Below are 17,339 nucleotides of genomic sequence, written 5' to 3' on the forward strand. Positions count from 1 at the left end.
AATGAGCCACGACACCATCGCCCCCACCATCCTCGTGTGGTTCCGTGACGACCTGCGCCTGCACGACAATGCGGCGCTTGCTTGGGCGCCGCGGTGACGTGGAACCGCCGCTACCACCTCACCGACATCGACGCGCAGGTCAAGGAGGCCACCGGCGCGGTCTCGCACCCCGGCTTCCTGCTCACCGAGCCCTGGGAGGTCCGCACTGCTTCCGGCACGCCCTACCGCGTATTCACGCCCTTTTCCAAGAAGGCACAGGGCATGCTTCTCGACGCCCCTCCGTTCCCCCCACACCCGCCCCTGCCGTTGAGGGATTGGAGGGGGTCGAGGGGGCGTCGACAAGCGTGGACGAGCCCGAGTGGAGCGCAACACTTGCGGCTCACTGCACCCCCGGCGACCGTATGGCACGCGGTCGCGCACCCAGAGATGGACCCCGATGCGCAACACCTCGAGCAGCTCGCCCGCTGGCAGCGCGGGGAGACGGGCGTGCCGTACTTCCCTATCTTCAATCCGCTCACGCAGCAGCAGAAGTTCGACCCTGACGGCGCGTACGTCAGCCGCTGGGTACCCGAGGTGAGTACCCCCGCCTATCCTGGGCCGATGGTGGATGTACAGGCATCCCGCAAGGTGGCGTTAGCGGCCTACGACGACATCGCGGCGCATCATTAGTCTGGTGCGAAGATCCCATCCACCTCCACCGAAAGGACATCCCTATGGGCATCTTTGACAACCGCGTCGCGCTGGTCACCGGCGCAGCATCCGGCATCGGCAAGGCCGTTGCCGCCGACCTCGCCGCAAACGACGCGAAGGTCGTCGTCGCCGACATCAACGAGGACGCCGCCCGTGCAGTCGCCCAGGACATCGAGGCGGCCGGCGGCACCGCAGCCGCGCTCAAGCAGGACGCCGCGAGCGCGCAAGAGAACGAAGCAGCAGTGAAGTTCGCTGTGGAGACGTTCGGCGCGCTCCACCTCGCGGTGAACAACGCCGGTATCGGTGACCAAGTCCCGCTCGCGGAGAAGAAACTCGAGGACTGGGACCGAATCATCAACCTCAACCTCAACGGCGTCGCCTACGGCTGCCACTACCAGCTCAATCAGATGCTTACGCAGCAGGATGGAATCCCGTGCGCGATTGTCAACATGTCCTCCATCCACGGCTCCGTCGCCCGTCAAGGCGGGATCGCGGCGTACGCCGCCGCGAAGCACGGCGTGATCGGGCTGACCAAGTCCATCGCCGCGGACTACGCCGCCAAGGGCATCCGCTGCAACGCCGTCGGCCCCGGCTACATCGACACCCCGCTGCTCAACCGCCTGTCTGAGGAGATGCGCCAGCAGCTCATTGCCCGCCACCCGCAGGCTCGCCTCGGTCACGCGGAGGAGGTCGCAGCCATGGTCCGCTTCCTGCTCAGCGACGAAGCCTCCTTTGTCAACGGCTCCTACCACCTCGTCGACGGCGGATACACTGCTCTCTAGGCCTTCTAGCCCCCTAAAAAGAAAGGTGTACTCCCCGTGCCCACTTCAGCCTCGACCCCAACCGCAGCCGTGATCGGCGCCGGGTTCGCCGGCCTCGCCACCGCCGCGCTCCTGGCCCGCGAGGGATACGAGGTGACCGTCTTCGAGCGCTTGAACGCAGTTGGCGGGCGGGCCGGGGAGGAAACCTTCGACGGGTTCCGCTTCGACATGGGCCCGTCCTGGTACCTCATGCCGGACGCGTTTGACCACTTCTTCGCGCTCTTTGGCTACCGCACGGAGGAGCTGCTCGACCTCGTTCCGCTGGACCCCGCGTACCGCCTGTTCCCCGAGTGCCAGGCGCCACTCGACGTCCCCGCGGACCCCGCGCGCGCTGCGACGCTTTTTGAGTCCATCGAGCCCGGCGCGGGCGCGAAACTCACCGAATACCTCGACTCCGCCGAGCGCACCTACGACCTGGCGTTGCGCCACTTCCTCTACACCACATTCTCCTCCCCCGCCGCGTTCCTCGCGCCGGAGGTGCGCGCCGGCTACGCCGACCTGGCCAAGTTCCTCACCACCCCGCTCGACCGCTTCGTGGCGCGCCGCTTCAGCGATGTCCGCCTGCGCCAGATGCTCACCTATCCGGCGGTGTTCCTGTCGTCGCACCCGTCGAAGACCCCGTCGCTCTACCACCTCATGAGCCACACCGACCTCACCCAGGGCGTGCGCTACCCGCTAGGCGGATTCGCCGCCGTCGTCGACGCCATCTACCGCATCGCCCGCGAGCAGGGCGTCCGCTTCCGCCTCGGCACGGAGGTCACCGCCATCACGCACTCCGGCGGCCGCGCCACGGGTGTGCGCGTTGGCACGGAGCAATTGCTTTTCGACGCCACCGTCTCCGCCGCCGACCTCCACCACACCGAAACACGCCTGCTCCCGGCGGACAAGAGGACCTACGACGAGCCCTATTTTGCCAAGCGCAACCCCGGGGTCAGCGCCGTCCTGCTCACCCTGGGGGTGCGCGGAGCGCTGCCCCAGCTGGCGCACCACAACCTGCTGTTCAGCCGCGAGTGGGGCACGGATTTTGACGCGGTGTTCGACGGCCCCGTCGACGCGCGTCCGCTGGGCGCCTCGCGCTCAATCTACGTATCCAAGCCGTCGGCCACGGACCCCGGCACGGCGCCCGAGGGGCACGAGAACCTCTTCGTTCTCGTCCCGGTGCCCGCCCAGACGGATGTTGGGGGCGGAGATGCGTACGGAGGCGGGGCGTCGACAAGCGTCGAAGCGATCGCCGACGCTGCCCTGACGCAGATCGCGGAGTGGTGCGGCATCCCGGACCTGCGCGAGCGGATCGTCGTGCATAAGACGGTCGGGCCCGCAGACTTCGCGGACCGCTACCGCGCGTGGTCCGGAGGCGCGATCGGCCCGGCGCACACGCTGCGGCAGTCGGCGTTTCTGCGCGGGCGCAACGCGTCTCGCACACTGGACGACCTCTACTATGCGGGCGCGACGACGGTGCCGGGGGTAGGCGTGCCGATGTGTCTCATTTCTGCCGAGAACGTGGTGAAACGGCTCCGCGGCGACAAGAGTTCTGGGCCTTTACCTACCACCTGACGGGGTCGATCACGTATGGTCGGGCGCATGAAACGACACACCGTAATTGCCGCGACACTGCTGACCTCGGTGGGCCTGGCGCTTGCCGGCTGCTCGGCCGATGACTCGACCAGCACCGACACGAGCGCAACGGCATCGCAGGAGTCCCCATCGTCTGAGAGCACTGAGAGTCCCGTGGAAGCTGCGCCGGCGGAAGACCGAGGCACCGGCGAGCCGCCCGCCGAGTACGGCGAGGAAGCCAACAAGGTCATCGCCGCGTTCAAGGAGCAGTACCCCACCGCGGAGGAAACGGACCTGAATGCGCTCTACGAGCAGATGGGCGGCGACGACCAGTCGATGGAGACGCCCAGCGATGTCACCGTGGATCCGCCGCAGTGCGACTTCTCCGACGAGACCAAGGTCCTGGACAACCTCATGACCAAGCACTCGAAATCCACCCTGCTGTCCAAGCCGGCAGAGATGCCCGAGGGCCAAGACCCGGCCAGCGGTCCGTCGGTGGACCTGGTCGTCGCGGAATTTGGCAACGAGGACGACGCGAAGGCGCTGCTGAAGCGCAGCGACGTCTACAGCGGCGACTGCACTGACATCACGATCACGTCCGGCACCGGAGAGCAGGCCGTCTCTTCCCACAACACGTACGAGAAGTCGGACCTGAAATTTGAGGGCGCGGACGATTCCTTCTCCGGCGTAACCACCGTCGAGGGCGCAATGTCCTACACCGGAGAGACGGTCTACGGCCGCTTTGGCAACACCGTTGTCCAAATCACCGGTTCCGGCGAGGACCCGGAGCAGGTCACGCGGCTGCTGCAGGACGCCGTTGACGCGGTGAGCTAATCGGTGCCCCCAGTGGGACTCGAACCCACACTGAATCGATTTTAAGTCGACTGCCTCTGCCGATTGGGCTATAGGGGCAACAGGCAGTCATCGTACCCTGCACCCCCGACGCGCTAAGAATTGCCTACCCCTCCTGAGATTAAGAACATATTTTCGATTCCACCCTCTTGGTGTTGGCTCCAAAAGTAGACTCATTACCCCAAACGGTAAGCACTATATAAAGTAGGTCTCACGATGGAAAAACAACTCACCTCGGTAGAAATTTGTGCTGGAGCTGGCGGTCAAGCGCTCGGTCTTGAGCAGGCAGGCTTTCACCACCGAGCTGTAGTGGAAATTGATGATCACGCAGTGGCAACACTTCGCTCGAACCGTCCGGAGTGGAATGTAATTCACCACGATGTTTTAGAGTTTGATATTTCCCCTTACACAGACAACCTCGACCTCTTTGCAGGTGGTGTCCCCTGCCCGCCGTTCTCCATCGCGGGAAAGCAATTAGGTCAAGACGATGAACGCGATCTATTCCCTCGCGCGATCGAACTCATCGCTAGCTCAAACCCGAAGGCAGTATTGCTGGAGAACGTTAAGGGACTGGCGCAGCCTCGTTTTGCGGCCTACAGAGATAAACTCGTCAACCAACTCGCAGAGCTTGGCTACCAGTCGTACTGGGAACTCGTTACTGCTGCAGACTATCGAGTTCCCCAACTTCGGCCGCGATTCATTTTGGTTGCACTGAAAGAGGAGTATGCCGAGTATTTCGCCTGGCCAACGCCATACGAGAACCGCCTCACGGTAGGGCAGGCTCTCGAACCGCTTATGGGTGCAAACGGCTGGCCAGGCGCAAAACGGTGGGCGCTACAGGCAAACGCCATTGGGCCGACTCTCGTCGGCGGATCTAAGAAACACGGCGGACCAGATGTCGGTCCAACCCGAGCCCGAGAAGCTTGGAAGAAATTAGGCGTCCGTGGCACAAGTATCGCAGAAGAGCCTCCTCACCCGGATTTTCCAACCGATCTCTCTGAAAATTTACCTCGCCTCACCGTGAAGATGGGCGCCGTAATCCAGGGTTTTCCTCCAGAGTGGAAATGGGAGGGGGGCAAGACTGCGGCGTGGAAACAGGTGGGGAACGCGTTCCCACCACCTGTGGCCCACGCGATCGGTGTTCGAATTGCATCTGCACTACGAAAGGAGCCTCTGCAGGGCCTCTCCCCGGCCACAGCGATCATCCCTAACGCACCGTTACTCGAGGAGCTATCATCATGAAACCGCGTCCAGCTTTAATTACATCATCGCGCCGCGCCTTACATCAGCAACTTGTTGAATCAGGCACCCTTTCCATCGCGGAGACACCACTTGGCAAGATCGCATCAAACGCTGACAAGAGTCAGTCATCGTCCCGGGCGCTTTCTCTCCACGTCGCGGAACAGCTCCATGCACACACTGCCAAGAAAAAGCCTGGACAGAGCGCTGGAGCGGGCTTCGAACACATCATTGCTGAATTCCTGGAAGCAACGTTCCCCTATATGCAATCTGTGCGCCCGGGCGATTGGTCCATCCTCAATGTGGGCAGCTCACGCCGTAGAGACCATCTCGCAGTGTATGAGCCATATACGCACCTTGCGAGTTTGGCAGAAGCAATCCGCCTTAACCCCGACTTAGGCGCGTCCCTGGGCAACAACTATGTCATATCCCCGGATATTTTGGTTCTCCGAAATGCAATCTCAGACGACGTGCTAAATCAAGACCGTGTCATCGTCGATGAACACACTGGAACCCTCTCCCCTGTACGCGCTGCAAACCGCGCGGCTCCCACCGCGCATGTGCACGCTGTCATCTCCTGCAAATGGACAATGAGGAGCGACCGATCTCAGAATACGCGTGCGGAAGCGCTCAATCTGATTAGAAACCGAAAAGGTCGGTCTCCGCATATTATCGCTGTCACAAATGAACCAACGATGAGCAGGATAGCTAGTCTTGCTCTGGGCACTGGCGACGTCGACATGGTGTACCACGTTGCGTTGAATGAGCTTATGATCGCGATTGAAGAGAAGGGAAGCGACGACGCCAAGGAATTAATGCATACCTTGGTAGACGGTGACCGCCTGCGTGACATCGCTGACCTTCCACTTGATCTTTCGGTCTAATTAAATGCTCAGTAGCCCTGCGTCCACTTTCCCTGTACCCATCGGCGCAGCATTCGGTCTCACATTTCATAGTGGAGGCGCTCGTGGTTAGTCGCAATCCGCTATTCGCGGGCACCTGCTGCTGAACTGACTGCCGTCATGCAAGAGGCGGGCTGGCGCCAACGCTTGCAGCCCTCGTATTCAGGGCATCGTCGAGGGGCGCATCCACCGCAACCTGGTTCCACTCCGCCTGCGCCCGTTCGGTGCGAACTCCTGCGTCACGAAAGGCAGTCGTCACGGCTCGTCGTTCTGGCACAGTCGAGACGCGCATGGCACTACTCCTGCCACGAAGCGAACGGGCGGTTCTTTTCCCCGGTCACCACCGGCCCCAATGCGGAGCATTTTCTTGGTGCCCATCTCCCCGAATCGGCTGCTTACTCGCTGACCGAGATGACTTTCTTCTTGCCCTTCTTGCCTTTCCCTCCGGCAGGCTTGGGGCCGTTGACGTCAATCTCCTCGACATCGAACATGCTGGACAGGAAGTCCGCCACCCACTGGACGAGTTCCACGTCGCGCAGATTCGGGCTGTTGATGGCCTTCGACTCGCGCGGCATCGGCACCTGGAGCGTCTTCGCGGCGGCGCGGTAGTTCGCCCCCGAGTACAGGCGCTTGAGCCGCACCTGCTTCGAGTCCGGCAGCTCCACGGGGTGGAACTTGATGCGCGTGCCCTGCACCAGGATGTCGGAGACCCCGGCCTTGCGCGCCTGGTGGCGCAGCCGCGCCACGGCCATCAGGCGCGACACCTCGACCGGCATCGGCCCGAAGCGGTCCACCATTTCCTCGGCGACGCGCGCGAGGTCCTGTTCTTCGCGCGCCTCGGCGAGCTTGCGGTAGATCTCCAGGCGTAGGCGTTCGGCGTTGACGTAGGTTTCCGGGATGTGGGCGTCGACAGGCAAATCGACCCGGATCTCCTTGGGGCCCTGGTCGGTGCCGTCGACGGTGCCGCCGTCCATCATGGCCTTAAACGTTTCGACCGCCTCGCCGACGAGCCGGACGTACATGTCAAAGCCGACACCGGCGATGTGGCCGGACTGCTCGGCGCCCAGCACGTTGCCGGCGCCGCGCATCTCCAAGTCCTTCTGCGCCACCGCGATGCCCGCGCCCAGGTCGTTGTGCTGGGCGATCGTGGCCAGGCGGTCATAGGAGGTCTCTGTAAGCGTCTTTTCCTTCGGGTAGAGGAAGTAGGCGTAGCCGCGCTCGCGGGAGCGCCCCACGCGCCCGCGCAGCTGGTGCAGCTGCGACAGGCCCATGTTCTGGGCATTTTCCACGATGAGCGTGTTCGCGTTGGCGATGTCCAGGCCGGTCTCCACGATGGTGGTGCACACCAGCACGTCGTACTCGCGGTCCCAGAAGCCCTGCACGGTCTGCTCGAGCACCTGCTCGCTCATCTGCCCGTGAGCCACCACCACGCGCGCCTCCGGCACGAGCTGGCGCAGGGAGCGGGCGGTCTTCTCAATGTCGGAGACCTTGTTGTGGATGTAGAAGACCTGGCCGTCGCGCAGCAGCTCGCGTCGGATCGCCGCGGCAACCTGCTTGTCCTCTTGCGGGCCCACGTAGGTGAGCACCGGGTGGCGGTCCTCCGGCGGCGTGGTGATGCTGGTCATCTCGCGGATGCCGGTCAAGCTCATCTCCAGGGTGCGCGGGATCGGCGTCGCCGTCATGGTGAGCACGTCCACGTGGGATTTGAGGGCCTTGATGTGCTCCTTGTGTTCCACGCCGAAGCGCTGCTCCTCGTCCACGATGATCAGGCCGAGGTTCTTCCACTGCACGCCGGTGGTGAGCAGGCGGTGGGTGCCAATGACTACGTCCACGGAGCCGTCGGCAAGCCCGCCCGTGATCTCCTTCGCCTCCTTGGCTGAGGTGAAGCGGGACAGCTCACGGACCGTCACCCCGAAGCCGTCCATGCGGCCGGCGAAGGTGTTGTAGTGCTGCTGGGCCAGCAACGTCGTCGGCACGAGTACCGCGACCTGCTTGCCGTCCTGCACGGCCTTGAACGCGGCGCGGACGGCTACCTCGGTCTTGCCAAACCCGACGTCGCCGACGATGACGCGGTCCATCGGCGTCGGCTTCTCCATGTCGTCCTTGACCGCGTCGATGGCCGCCATCTGGTCCTCCGTCTCCACGAACGGGAACGCGTCTTCCATCTCCTGCTGCCAGGGGGTATCCGGGGCGAAGGCGTGGCCCGGCGCGGCCTGGCGCTTGGCGTAGAGCTCGATGAGCTCGCCGGCGATCTCGCGCACGGCCGCGCGGGCCTTGCGCTTCGTGTTCTTCCAGTCCGAGCCGCCCATCTTGCTCACGCGCGGGGCCTCGCCGCCGGTGTACTTGCTCAGCAGGTCCAGCGATTCCATGGGGACCCACAGCTGGTCGCCGGGCTGGCCGCGCTTGGCGGGCTGGTACTCCAGCACGATGTACTCGCGCCGCGAGTCCTCATCGCCCGTCTTGATGGTGCGCTCGGCCATCTTCACAAACTTGCCAATGCCGTGTGTGTCGTGGACGACAAAGTCGCCCGGCGTGAGCGCGAGCGGGTCGACGCGGTTGCGGCGGCGCGGGGCGCGGCGTTTGGCGCCGGCGATGTCGCCGACCCTGTTGCCGGTCACGTCCGTCTCGGTCACCACAACCAGGTTCGGGCCCGGGAACACCATGCCCGCGTGGCTGAGCGCCTGGTAGAGGGTCACGGCGCCGTCGACGGGCTCGAGCCCCGGCGTGGCGATGCGCGCGGACACGCCGTGCTCGCGCAGGCGCTCCGCGGTGCGCTCCACGGAGCCCTTCGCCGGGGCGACGAAGGCGACCTTGCCGTGGTTCTGCTGCACGTGCAGCTTCAGGGTGGCGTAGAGCTTCTCAATCTTCTTCGGGTCGCCCTTCGGCGCGGGCGCGGGGTCGAACTCGAGCGGGAGCGTCTCCGTGTCGTCCGCGGCGAACATGCCGGGCGGTGCGAAGGTCCACCACGCCGCCCCCGCGTTGCGCGCGGAAACCTCCAGCGACTCGTAGGAACGGAAGGAGGATGCGGACAAGTCGAGGCCCTCCACGGCGACGGGTCCCTCAGCGCCCATGGCGGCGGCCTCCCAGCCGGCCTCGAGGAATTCGTGGTCAGTCGCCTCCAGATCGGCGATGCGGGTGCGCACCTTCTCCGGGGAGGTCACCATCACGATCGCGCCGGACGGCATCAGCTCCGGCAGCGCCGCGTACTTCTGCTCGGTGAGCGCGGGGATGAGCGCCTCCATGCCGTCGGCGTGGATGCCCTCGGACACGCGGGTGAGCAGCTGCACCAGGGTCGGGTTGGACGGGAACTTCCTGGCAAGCTCGTCGGCTTTGGCGGACACGGTGGCGTCGATAAGCAACTGCCTGGCGGGGAACACCTCGACGGCCGCGACCTCGTCGATGGTGCGCTGGTCCGCGACGGAGAAGCTGCGCAGGTCGGTGACCTCATCGCCCCAGAACTCGATGCGGACGGCCTGCTCGGCGGTGGTGGGGAAAATGTCGATGAGGCCGCCGCGGGTGGCAAACTCGCCGCGCTTAGCCACCATGTCCACGTGTTCGTAGCCGAACAAGGAAATCCGCTCGGTGAGCTGGGAAAAGTCGTACTCGCGGTCGGCTTCGATCCGGATCGGCTCCGGCGCGGGGAGGACGGGCTGGCACGCGGCGCGCGCGGCGGCCACGATCACCCGCGGCATCTCCCACAGCACCTTCGAGCGCCGCCCCACCACGTCCGGCGCGGGCGAGAGCCGCTCGTGCGGCAGCGTCTCGTAGGCGGGGAAATGCCCCACCTTCGCCTCGCCGAGCAGCGCCTTGAGCTCCGCAGCGAGGTCCTCCGCCTCGTGCCCCGTGGCGGTAATGAGCAGCAGCGGCACCTCGCGCGCGATCGCCCCGGCCGCCCAGGCGCGCGCCTGGTCCAGCCCCGTCACATGCAGCGAATCCATCCCTACGTTGGCCACCAGCCCCTTGAGCTTGGGGTCGGTCATGGCCATGGTGAGCAGCCCGCCAAGCGCGGGCACGGTGTCCTGTGTCATTCGTCCTTCTCCCCATCCGTGGGCTTGTAGTGCTTGTCGACGCCACCTTCTCCGCCCCCACCCGAAGCCGAAAGTTCATACGGCACGATGTGGGGCTGCGCTTCCAGGCCGCGGAGCCCGTTCCAGCACATGTTGGCGATATGGGCGGCGGTGGTGTACTTGTCCGGCTGGCGCTCGTCCAGCCACCACAGCGCGGTGTTGGACACCGTGCCGACCAGCGCCTGACCGTACAACGCCGCAACCGAGTCATCTAATCCACGCTGGCGGAACGCCTGCGCTAACAGCGCGGAGACCTGCGAGGTGACGCGGCTGAGCAGCGTGGTGTAGGTGGGCTCCTCCCCCGGCGCTTGGCCGCGGACGATAATGATGAACCCGTCAGTTTCCTCCTCGACGTACTCCAGCACCGCGACCACCCCCTTCTCGATGCGCTCGCGCCACCGCCCGTCCTGGATCACCGCGGAGATCCGCGTTTCCAGCTTCTGCATCTCCACGTCGATGACGGCGCGGTAGAGCCCCTCCTTGCCGCCGAAGTGCTCGTAGACGACCGGCTTGGACACCTCGGCCCGGCTGGCGAGCTCCTCCACCGAGATGCCGTCGAGGCCGCGCTCCGCGAAGGCGGCGCAGCCCACGGCAATGAGTTGGTCCCGGCGCTGTTTGCCGGTCATTCGCTGACGAGCCATGCGTACTACTTTACGTCCGCGCGGCCCGCACCCGTCGAGGCCTCACCGCTGGAGACATTTTATGGAATCGCGCGCAATACGCTAGACTATCTTCTTGTCATTCCCCATGGTGTAATCGGCAACACTACGGTTTTTGGTACCGTCATTCTAGGTTCGAGTCCTGGTGGGGAAGCTTTTTATGCAGCGGGTTCGCGTGGCTCAAATAGTAAATTTAATCCTTTTCCGACTACACTGCCATTGTTTTAACAGCTAGTCGGAAGGCCTCCCCTATGCCGCGCCCAATTCACGGCTCAACCCGGTATGTCCCTGCGCTCGACGGGCTCCGCTCGATCGCGGTGCTGTTGGTCATTGCGTACCACCTGAACCTCCCGGGCTTTGGCGGTGGGCTACTCGGCGTCGGCGTCTTTTTCACGCTCTCCGGCTACCTCATCACGCTCAACCTGATGAACGGCCACCTGCGCGACAACTCGCTGCACCTGGGCACCTTCTGGCTACGCCGGTTCCGTCGTCTCGCGCCGGCGATGTTGGCCACCGTCCTGACGGTCCTGCTCCTCTCGGTCGCCTTCGACGCCGAGCACCTGCGCGACCGCGCCTTCGAGGCCATCAGCTCGGTGTTCTACGTGAACAACTGGCACAACATCGCCACCGGGACGTCCTATTTTGACCAGTTCAACGGGCCCGGCCCGCTCGACCACATGTGGTCGCTTGCCATCGAGGAGCAGTTCTACCTCCTGTGGCCGCTCCTGCTCTGGGTCCTGCTCAAGGTGCTGCGCCGCCCCTGGTTCGTCGCCACCGCCACCGTCCTCCTCGCCGCCGCCTCCTTCGGGTGGATGTGGGCACTGGCCACACCCGACGTGGACCCGACCCGCATTTACGAGGGCACCGACACCCGCGCCGGCGGCCTGCTGTTGGGCGCGGCGCTCGCCATCATCGTCGCTGCGCGCCGCAACGCCGGGAAGCAGGTGGCTGCTTCACCGGTGGCCGGCACGCTCGTCGGCGCAGTCGGCTTTGCCGGCATCATCGCGCTGAGCATGGTGGTCGCCCAGGAGAACATGTTCCTGTACAAGGGTGGCATCCTCCTGCTCAACGCGGCGACTGTCCTGGCCATCTACGCCGTTTTGGGCACGCGCGGCCCCTGGCCCGCGATCCTCGGCTGGGAGCCGCTGCGCTGGATCGGCGAACGCTCCTACGGCATCTACCTGTGGCACATGCCGGTCATCTACTTCATGCCGGATACGTGGCTGCAGGAGCACCTGTTCTGGGCCTCCGTGCTCACCGTCGGTTTGTCTGTGGCGCTCGCAGCGCTCAGCTGGACCCTGTTTGAAAACCCGATCCGCCGCCACGGTGTGTTCGGCCCACTCAAGGCGTACAAGACGAAGCCGCTGCAGGCGCTGCGCCCAGTATCGCTGGGGTCCACGGTGACGTTGATCAGCGTGATCGCCATCGGCATCCCCGCCCTGTTCGCCACGGACACCGGCAGCCCCGCGAAGCCGGCGATGGCGCTGCCCAACTCCGCGAAGAGCAGCGGTCACAGGGAACAGGAGGCCGAGGAAACGACCGAATCTATGACTACCACTGAGCAGGCGGCGTCGTGGAGCGACCAGGCCGCAGACGTCACCACCGCCTGCGGCCAGGTCATCCACGTGGGCGATTCCACCTCAATCGGCATGTTCGACCCCGGCCAGCTCCCCGAGGGCGCGGAAACCGCGATCGACCGCTACCTGGACGCCGGGGCGGACAGCGTCGAGACGAGCGTCTTCGGCGCTCGCGCCACCAACCAAGGGTTTAGCGGCAACGGCGAAAACTATCCGTCTGCCATCGAGTCCGTCCAGCAGCTCCAAAACATGGGCGTGCCCGGTGAGGACACCTGCTGGGTGATCGCCACCGGCGTCAATGACGCGGCCAACGCGGACGCCGCCCGCTCCTACGGCTACGACACCACCGGCGAGATCGAGACCAACATTCGCACGATGCTCGAGCTTCTCGACGGCTACCGCGTCATGTGGCCGACCGCCGCCACCGGCAACCCGAGCAACGGCTTCTACTCCAACGAGAACATGCAGGAGTTCAACGACGCACTCCGCAAGGTCGCGGCAGAGCGTCGCGACGTCGTGGTCTACGACTGGGCGTCCGAGGCCCGCGGCCACCTGGATTGGTTCCTGGCCGGAGACGAGGTGCACTACAACGCCACGGGCAACGACGCGCGCGGGAAGCACTTCGCCTCAGCACTGTCCCACGCATTCCCACAAGGCATCGAGACCAGCGACATCCCGAAGGACGCGGAGGTTACTGCGGACGGTCCAAAATCTTAAACTGGCCCATCATCCCCTCGTCCTCGTGGAACAGCATGTGGCAGTGGTACATGAAGGCGTACTCGGGGTTGGGGAGGAACGGGATGTCCACGTAGAGGCGGACCGTGGCCAGCGGCGGGATGTAGACGGTGTCGTGCCAGCCGTCCGTGAACGCTAACTCGCCGCCTTCCACGCCGAGCACGCGGAAGCGCGCGTTGTGGATGTGGAAGTTGTGGGGCCAATCCGCGTTCTCGTTGGTCACGGTCCACACCTCCGGCCCCTCCTTATCAATGACAAAGTCGATCCGGTCCATGTCCATGGACTGCTCGTTGATCTGGAACCCGTTGAGGCGGAACTCTCGCTCCACCGCTGCCTGGACATCGTCGGAGCTCACCTCCGGCGCCGCAGCGAGCGAGGACGGCAGGTCCCCACTGCTCCCGGACGCAGGCCCCGTGATTTCCAGCAGGTCGAACGTGTCGCCCAGCCCGAAGCCGTTGGCCACCTCCTCGTCCGGGAGTCCGCCGCCGTCCGGTACCCCGATGCTGCGCAGCTTCGCGGTCTTGCCCGCCTCAAGGTCCAGGATGACCTCGGCGCGCTCGCCCGGGCTGAGCAGGATCGAATCCACCTCGACGGGGCGCTCCAGCAAGCCCTGGTCCGTAGCGATGACGTGGACCGGCGTGCCAAAGCTGAGGTTGTGGAACCGCATGGTGGTCCCGTTGAGCAGGCGCAGCCGCAGCCGCGACGCTCGGGCCTCCAGCTTCGGCTTCGTAATGCCGTTGATCAGCGGGGTGTCCCCGAGCAGGCCGTAGGTCGGGTCGATCGTCTCGTCCAGCTGGCCGTCGTCGGTGAACTTGGCATCCGTGATCACCACCGGGATGTCGTCCACGCCGTAGGTACTGGGAAGGCCGAGGGCGTCCGCGTCGTCGTCGGCAATCACGATGCCTCCGGCGAGGCCGCGGTACGCGTGCAGCGCGGACACCCCGTGCGGGTGCGGGTGGTACCAGAGGGTGGCGGCGTCCTGTCGCACGGTCCACTCCGGCTGCCACTGCTCCCCCGGCGCGAAGGCGAGCGCGGGGCCGCCGTCCGCATCAGCGGGAAGGTGCATGCCGTGCCAGTGCACGACGGTGGGTTCGCTCACCTGGTTGCGCACCGTCATCCGCACGGTCTCGCCGTTGCGCATGTACAGGGTCGGGCCGAGGAAATCGCCGTTGAAGCCCCAGGTCTTGGTGCGCACCCCGGGCAGGATCTCAGCGTGCCCCTCCTGCGCGGTCAGCTCGAACTCGCGCGCTCCCCCGACCAACCGGCCCTGGTCCAACGGAGGGATAGGCAGGGGCCGTGCCTCCTCTTTCGCCCCGCGCGGGGTGGGTTGCCCGCTCGCGCAAGCGGCGAGTACCGCCGCACTCGAGAGGACGATGCCCCGGAAAAAGGTCCGCCGATTGATACCGCGTGCCACGGTCAAAGCCTCCTGCTCAGCCGAAAAGTTTGGTGCGCCTCATTCTGCGCACGCCACCCCTCAACTCTACTATTCCCCACATGAGCAACAGCCCGAAACCACATCAGGAGTACAACGCGCGCAGGTTCATCTGGTCGAACGGCCTGCAAGGCATCGGCGACCAGATCGTCGCCCCCAAAACGGTCCTGCCCTGGCTCTTCACGGCGGCAGGCGTGCCGCACGTCTTCACCTCTTTCCTCGTCCCGATCCGCGAGTCCGGCTCGATGCTCCCCCAGGCCGCGCTCAGCCCGTGGGTCACCTCGCAGGCGCAGCGCAAACGCGCCTGGCTCATCGGCTCGTGGGGCCAGGCGATCTCCGCAGGCTTGATCGCGCTCAGTGCAATGCTTATCGACGGCACCGCCCTCGGCGCCGCAGTCGTCGTCCTCCTCGCAGCGCAAGCGGTGTTCCGCGCGCTGTGCTCCATCGCGGGCAAGGACGTGCAGGGGCGCACCATTGAGAAGGGGCGCCGCGGCCGGATCACGGGCCGCGCCGCCGCGCTGTCCGGGGGCTTTACCCTCGCCGTCGGCCTTCTCCTCTCTTTTCTCCCCAACGACTTGCCCCGGTGGGTGATCGTGGCGCTGCTGGCGGGCGGCGCGTCCACGTGGGCGTTCGCCTCGCTGGTCTTTGGCACGATCAAGGAGCCCGCCGAGGAGCCGACTCCGAAGACCGACAGCAACTGGGCGAAGGCCACGTATGACCTGGTCAAGGGCGACCGCCAGCTGCAAAAATTCCTCGTCGTGCGCTCGCTGATGTTGGTCACCGCCCTGTCCACCCCCTTTATCGTGGTGCTGGCGCAATCGGAGGGCGCGAACCTCTCCAACCTGGGCTCGTTCATCATTGCCTCCGGCGGCGCGGCGCTCATTGGTGGGCGCATCTCCGGCATCTGGTCCGATAAGTCGTCGAAGACGACGATGGCTTGGGCGGCGGCGGTGGCGTCGATAAGCCTGCTCCTGCTCGTCGCGAGCGCAAACCTGCTGCCCGCGGCCGCCAACGCGTGGATCATGCCGCTGGGCTTCTTCGTGGTCAACCTGGCGCACACCGCCGTGCGCGTGAGCCGCAAGACGTACCTGGTGGACATGGCGGACGGCGACCGCCGCACGATGATCACGGGGGCCGCGAACACCGTGATGGGCGTGGTGTTGCTGGTGGTCGGCGCGATCTCCTCGGCGATCTCGGTGCTCGGACCGCAGACCACGCTGGTGTTCCTGGCCCTCGTCGGCTTCGTTGGTGTGTTCTCCGCCGCGAACCTGAAGGATGTCTCTGCCCGCAACGCGTAGGCGTTATGCGTTAACGTAAACAGGACGATAGTTACTCAACTCAAAGCCATACATAAGGAGCCAAGAGTGCCAAACCACTCCCAGTGCGCCGTCGTTGTGCTCGCCGCAGGCGCCGGTACCCGCATGAAGTCGACGAAGCAGAAGACGCTGCACGAGATCGGTGGGCGCAGCCTGCTCTCCCACTCGCTGCATGCCGCAGCCTCCGTGCACCCGGAGCACGTCGTCGCCGTCGTCGGCCACCAGCGCGACCAAGTGTCTCCGGCGGTGGACGAGATTGCCCAGGAGATGGACACCACCATCCTCCAGGCGGTGCAGGAGGAGCAGAACGGCACCGGCCACGCGGTCCAGTGCGGCCTGACCGCCATCCCGGACTTCGACGGCACCGTCGTGGTCACCAACGGCGACGTCCCGCTCCTGCAGCCGGAGACCATCGAGGCGCTCATCAGCGAGCACGAGCGGGCGCAGGCCGCCGTGACGGTGCTCTCCCTGGAATTCCAGAACCCCACCGGCTATGGCCGCATCATCCGCGACGAGTCCGGCGACGTGCGCGAGATCGTCGAGGAGAAGGACGCCAACGACGAGCAGAAGGCCGTCAAGGAGGTCAACTCCGGCGTCTTTGCGTTCGACGGCGCCGTGCTGCGCGACGCGCTGACCCGCATCAACTCGGACAACGCACAGGGCGAGCTGTACATCACCGACGTGCTCGGTATCGCCCGCGGCGACGGCAAGACCGTCGCGGCCTTTGTGGCGCCCGACGCCCGCGAGCTGGCCGGCGTGAACGACCGCGTGCAGCTGGCTGCCGCCGGCAAGGAGCTGAACCGCCGCCAGGTGGAGAAGGCGATGCGCGGGGGCGCCACCGTGGTCGACCCGGCGACCACCTGGATCGGCGTAGACGTGGAGATCGGCCAGGACGTGATCATTTATCCCAACACGCAGCTGTGGGGTGCCACCTCGATCGGCGACCGCGCCGAGATCGGCCCGGACACCACGCTGACCGACATGGAGGTGCACGCCGGCGCCAAGGTCGTGCGCACCCAGGGCGAGCTGGGCGTGATCGGTGAGGACGCAACCGTCGGCCCGTTCACCTACATCCGCCCCGGCACCGAGCTGGGCGCGCGCGGCAAGCTCGGCGGATTCGTCGAGTCCAAGAACGCGAAGATCGGCGAGGGCTCCAAGGTCCCGCACCTCACCTACATCGGCGACGCCACCGTGGGCCGCGAGTCCAACATCGGCGCCTCCTCCGTCTTTGCCAACTACGACGGCGTGAACAAGCACCACACCACGATTGGCGACTACTGCCGCACCGGGTCCGACACCATGTTTGTCGCCCCGGTGAACATCGGTGATGGCGCCTACACCGGCGCGGGTACAGTGGTAACGGAAGATGTGCCTGCAGGCGCACTCGCCATCAAGGAAGGCCGCCAGCGCAACATCGAGGGATGGGTGGAAAAGCGCCGCCCGGACACCGATGCTGCGAAGGCTGCCAAGAACGCACGCGAGAGCTAAAGGATCG

Annotated in this window: 13 protein-coding genes and 1 tRNA gene; 10 read left to right on the forward strand and 4 right to left on the reverse strand. The window is 65.4% G+C overall.

The genetic code is table 11. The features are described 5' to 3' along the window. Window position 1: 1 nt before the first annotated feature. Genes OVO38_RS03165 through OVO38_RS03185 form a run of 5 tightly spaced genes read left to right on the forward strand, consistent with a single transcriptional unit; the run spans window position 2 to window position 3,899 of the window. Window positions 2–97: a deoxyribodipyrimidine photo-lyase gene (locus OVO38_RS03165; RefSeq protein ID WP_205691175.1), complete on the forward strand. Its 96-nt coding sequence runs from the start codon at window positions 2–4 to the stop codon at window positions 95–97. Beyond that, complete coding sequence (locus tag OVO38_RS03170; RefSeq protein ID WP_267207737.1) at window positions 94–669, forward strand: FAD-binding domain-containing protein; 576 nt, start codon at window positions 94–96, stop codon at window positions 667–669. Before OVO38_RS03165 ends, OVO38_RS03170 begins: the two co-directional genes overlap by 4 nt. Window positions 670–713: 44 nt before the next feature. Then, complete coding sequence (locus OVO38_RS03175; RefSeq protein WP_267207738.1) at window positions 714–1,472, forward strand: SDR family NAD(P)-dependent oxidoreductase; 759 nt, start codon at window positions 714–716, stop codon at window positions 1,470–1,472. Window positions 1,473–1,508: 36 nt separating this feature from the next. Continuing rightward, on the forward strand, window positions 1,509–3,065 hold the full coding sequence (gene crtI, locus OVO38_RS03180) for a phytoene desaturase family protein (protein WP_267207739.1): 1,557 nt from the start codon (window positions 1,509–1,511) through the stop codon (window positions 3,063–3,065). Between the two features lie 27 nt (window positions 3,066–3,092). Next, a complete protein-coding gene (locus OVO38_RS03185) occupies window positions 3,093–3,899 on the forward strand; it encodes a hypothetical protein (protein ID WP_143340297.1) in 807 nt (268 codons plus the stop codon). A gap of 4 nt (window positions 3,900–3,903) precedes the next feature. On the opposite strand, the gene OVO38_RS03190 is transcribed toward OVO38_RS03185, so the two are convergent. Further along, window positions 3,904–3,977, reverse strand: a tRNA-Leu gene (locus OVO38_RS03190). A 156-nt stretch (window positions 3,978–4,133) separates the two neighbouring features. On the opposite strand from OVO38_RS03190, the gene OVO38_RS03195 reads away from it, so the two are divergent. Beyond that, on the forward strand, window positions 4,134–5,159 hold the full coding sequence (locus OVO38_RS03195; protein WP_095547094.1) for a DNA cytosine methyltransferase: 1,026 nt from the start codon (window positions 4,134–4,136) through the stop codon (window positions 5,157–5,159). Then, a complete protein-coding gene (locus tag OVO38_RS03200) occupies window positions 5,156–6,040 on the forward strand; it encodes an NgoMIV family type II restriction endonuclease (RefSeq protein WP_095276872.1) in 885 nt (294 codons plus the stop codon). The genes OVO38_RS03195 and OVO38_RS03200 overlap by 4 nt, the downstream gene beginning before the upstream one ends. Before the next feature lie 413 nt (window positions 6,041–6,453). Here OVO38_RS03200 and mfd read toward each other — a convergent pair whose 3' ends face one another. Both mfd and OVO38_RS03210 read right to left on the reverse strand, forming a co-directional pair. Further along, a complete protein-coding gene (mfd, locus tag OVO38_RS03205) occupies window positions 6,454–10,086 on the reverse strand; it encodes a transcription-repair coupling factor (protein WP_095547093.1) in 3,633 nt (1,210 codons plus the stop codon). After that, window positions 10,083–10,766, reverse strand: a complete 684-nt coding sequence (locus OVO38_RS03210; protein ID WP_267207740.1) for a TetR/AcrR family transcriptional regulator — start codon at window positions 10,764–10,766, stop codon at window positions 10,083–10,085. The genes mfd and OVO38_RS03210 overlap by 4 nt, the downstream gene beginning before the upstream one ends. Before the next feature lie 269 nt (window positions 10,767–11,035). On the opposite strand from OVO38_RS03210, the gene OVO38_RS03215 reads away from it, so the two are divergent. Then, window positions 11,036–13,078, forward strand: coding sequence for an acyltransferase family protein (locus OVO38_RS03215; protein ID WP_095276878.1), 2,043 nt, complete (start codon window positions 11,036–11,038; stop codon window positions 13,076–13,078). Here the strand turns inward: OVO38_RS03215 and OVO38_RS03220 are convergent. Next, complete coding sequence (locus tag OVO38_RS03220; protein ID WP_233125716.1) at window positions 13,053–14,510, reverse strand: multicopper oxidase family protein; 1,458 nt, start codon at window positions 14,508–14,510, stop codon at window positions 13,053–13,055. The two genes, OVO38_RS03215 and OVO38_RS03220, sit on opposite strands and share 26 nt — an antisense overlap. A gap of 80 nt (window positions 14,511–14,590) precedes the next feature. On the opposite strand from OVO38_RS03220, the gene OVO38_RS03225 reads away from it, so the two are divergent. Both OVO38_RS03225 and glmU read left to right on the forward strand, forming a co-directional pair. Then, the gene (locus OVO38_RS03225) at window positions 14,591–15,826 is read left to right on the forward strand and encodes an MFS transporter (protein WP_267207741.1); all 1,236 of its coding nucleotides are present in this window, start codon (window positions 14,591–14,593) and stop codon (window positions 15,824–15,826) included. A 66-nt stretch (window positions 15,827–15,892) separates the two neighbouring features. After that, window positions 15,893–17,332 (forward strand): bifunctional UDP-N-acetylglucosamine diphosphorylase/glucosamine-1-phosphate N-acetyltransferase GlmU, encoded by a 1,440-nt coding sequence (glmU, locus tag OVO38_RS03230; RefSeq protein ID WP_095276884.1) that lies wholly within the window; start codon window positions 15,893–15,895, stop codon window positions 17,330–17,332. Window positions 17,333–17,339: the final 7 nt, after the last annotated feature.

Origin of the sequence: Corynebacterium sp. Marseille-P8863, from assembly GCF_946902955.1 — a bacterium.
In the GTDB taxonomy this organism is placed as follows: domain Bacteria; phylum Actinomycetota; class Actinomycetes; order Mycobacteriales; family Mycobacteriaceae; genus Corynebacterium; species Corynebacterium gottingense.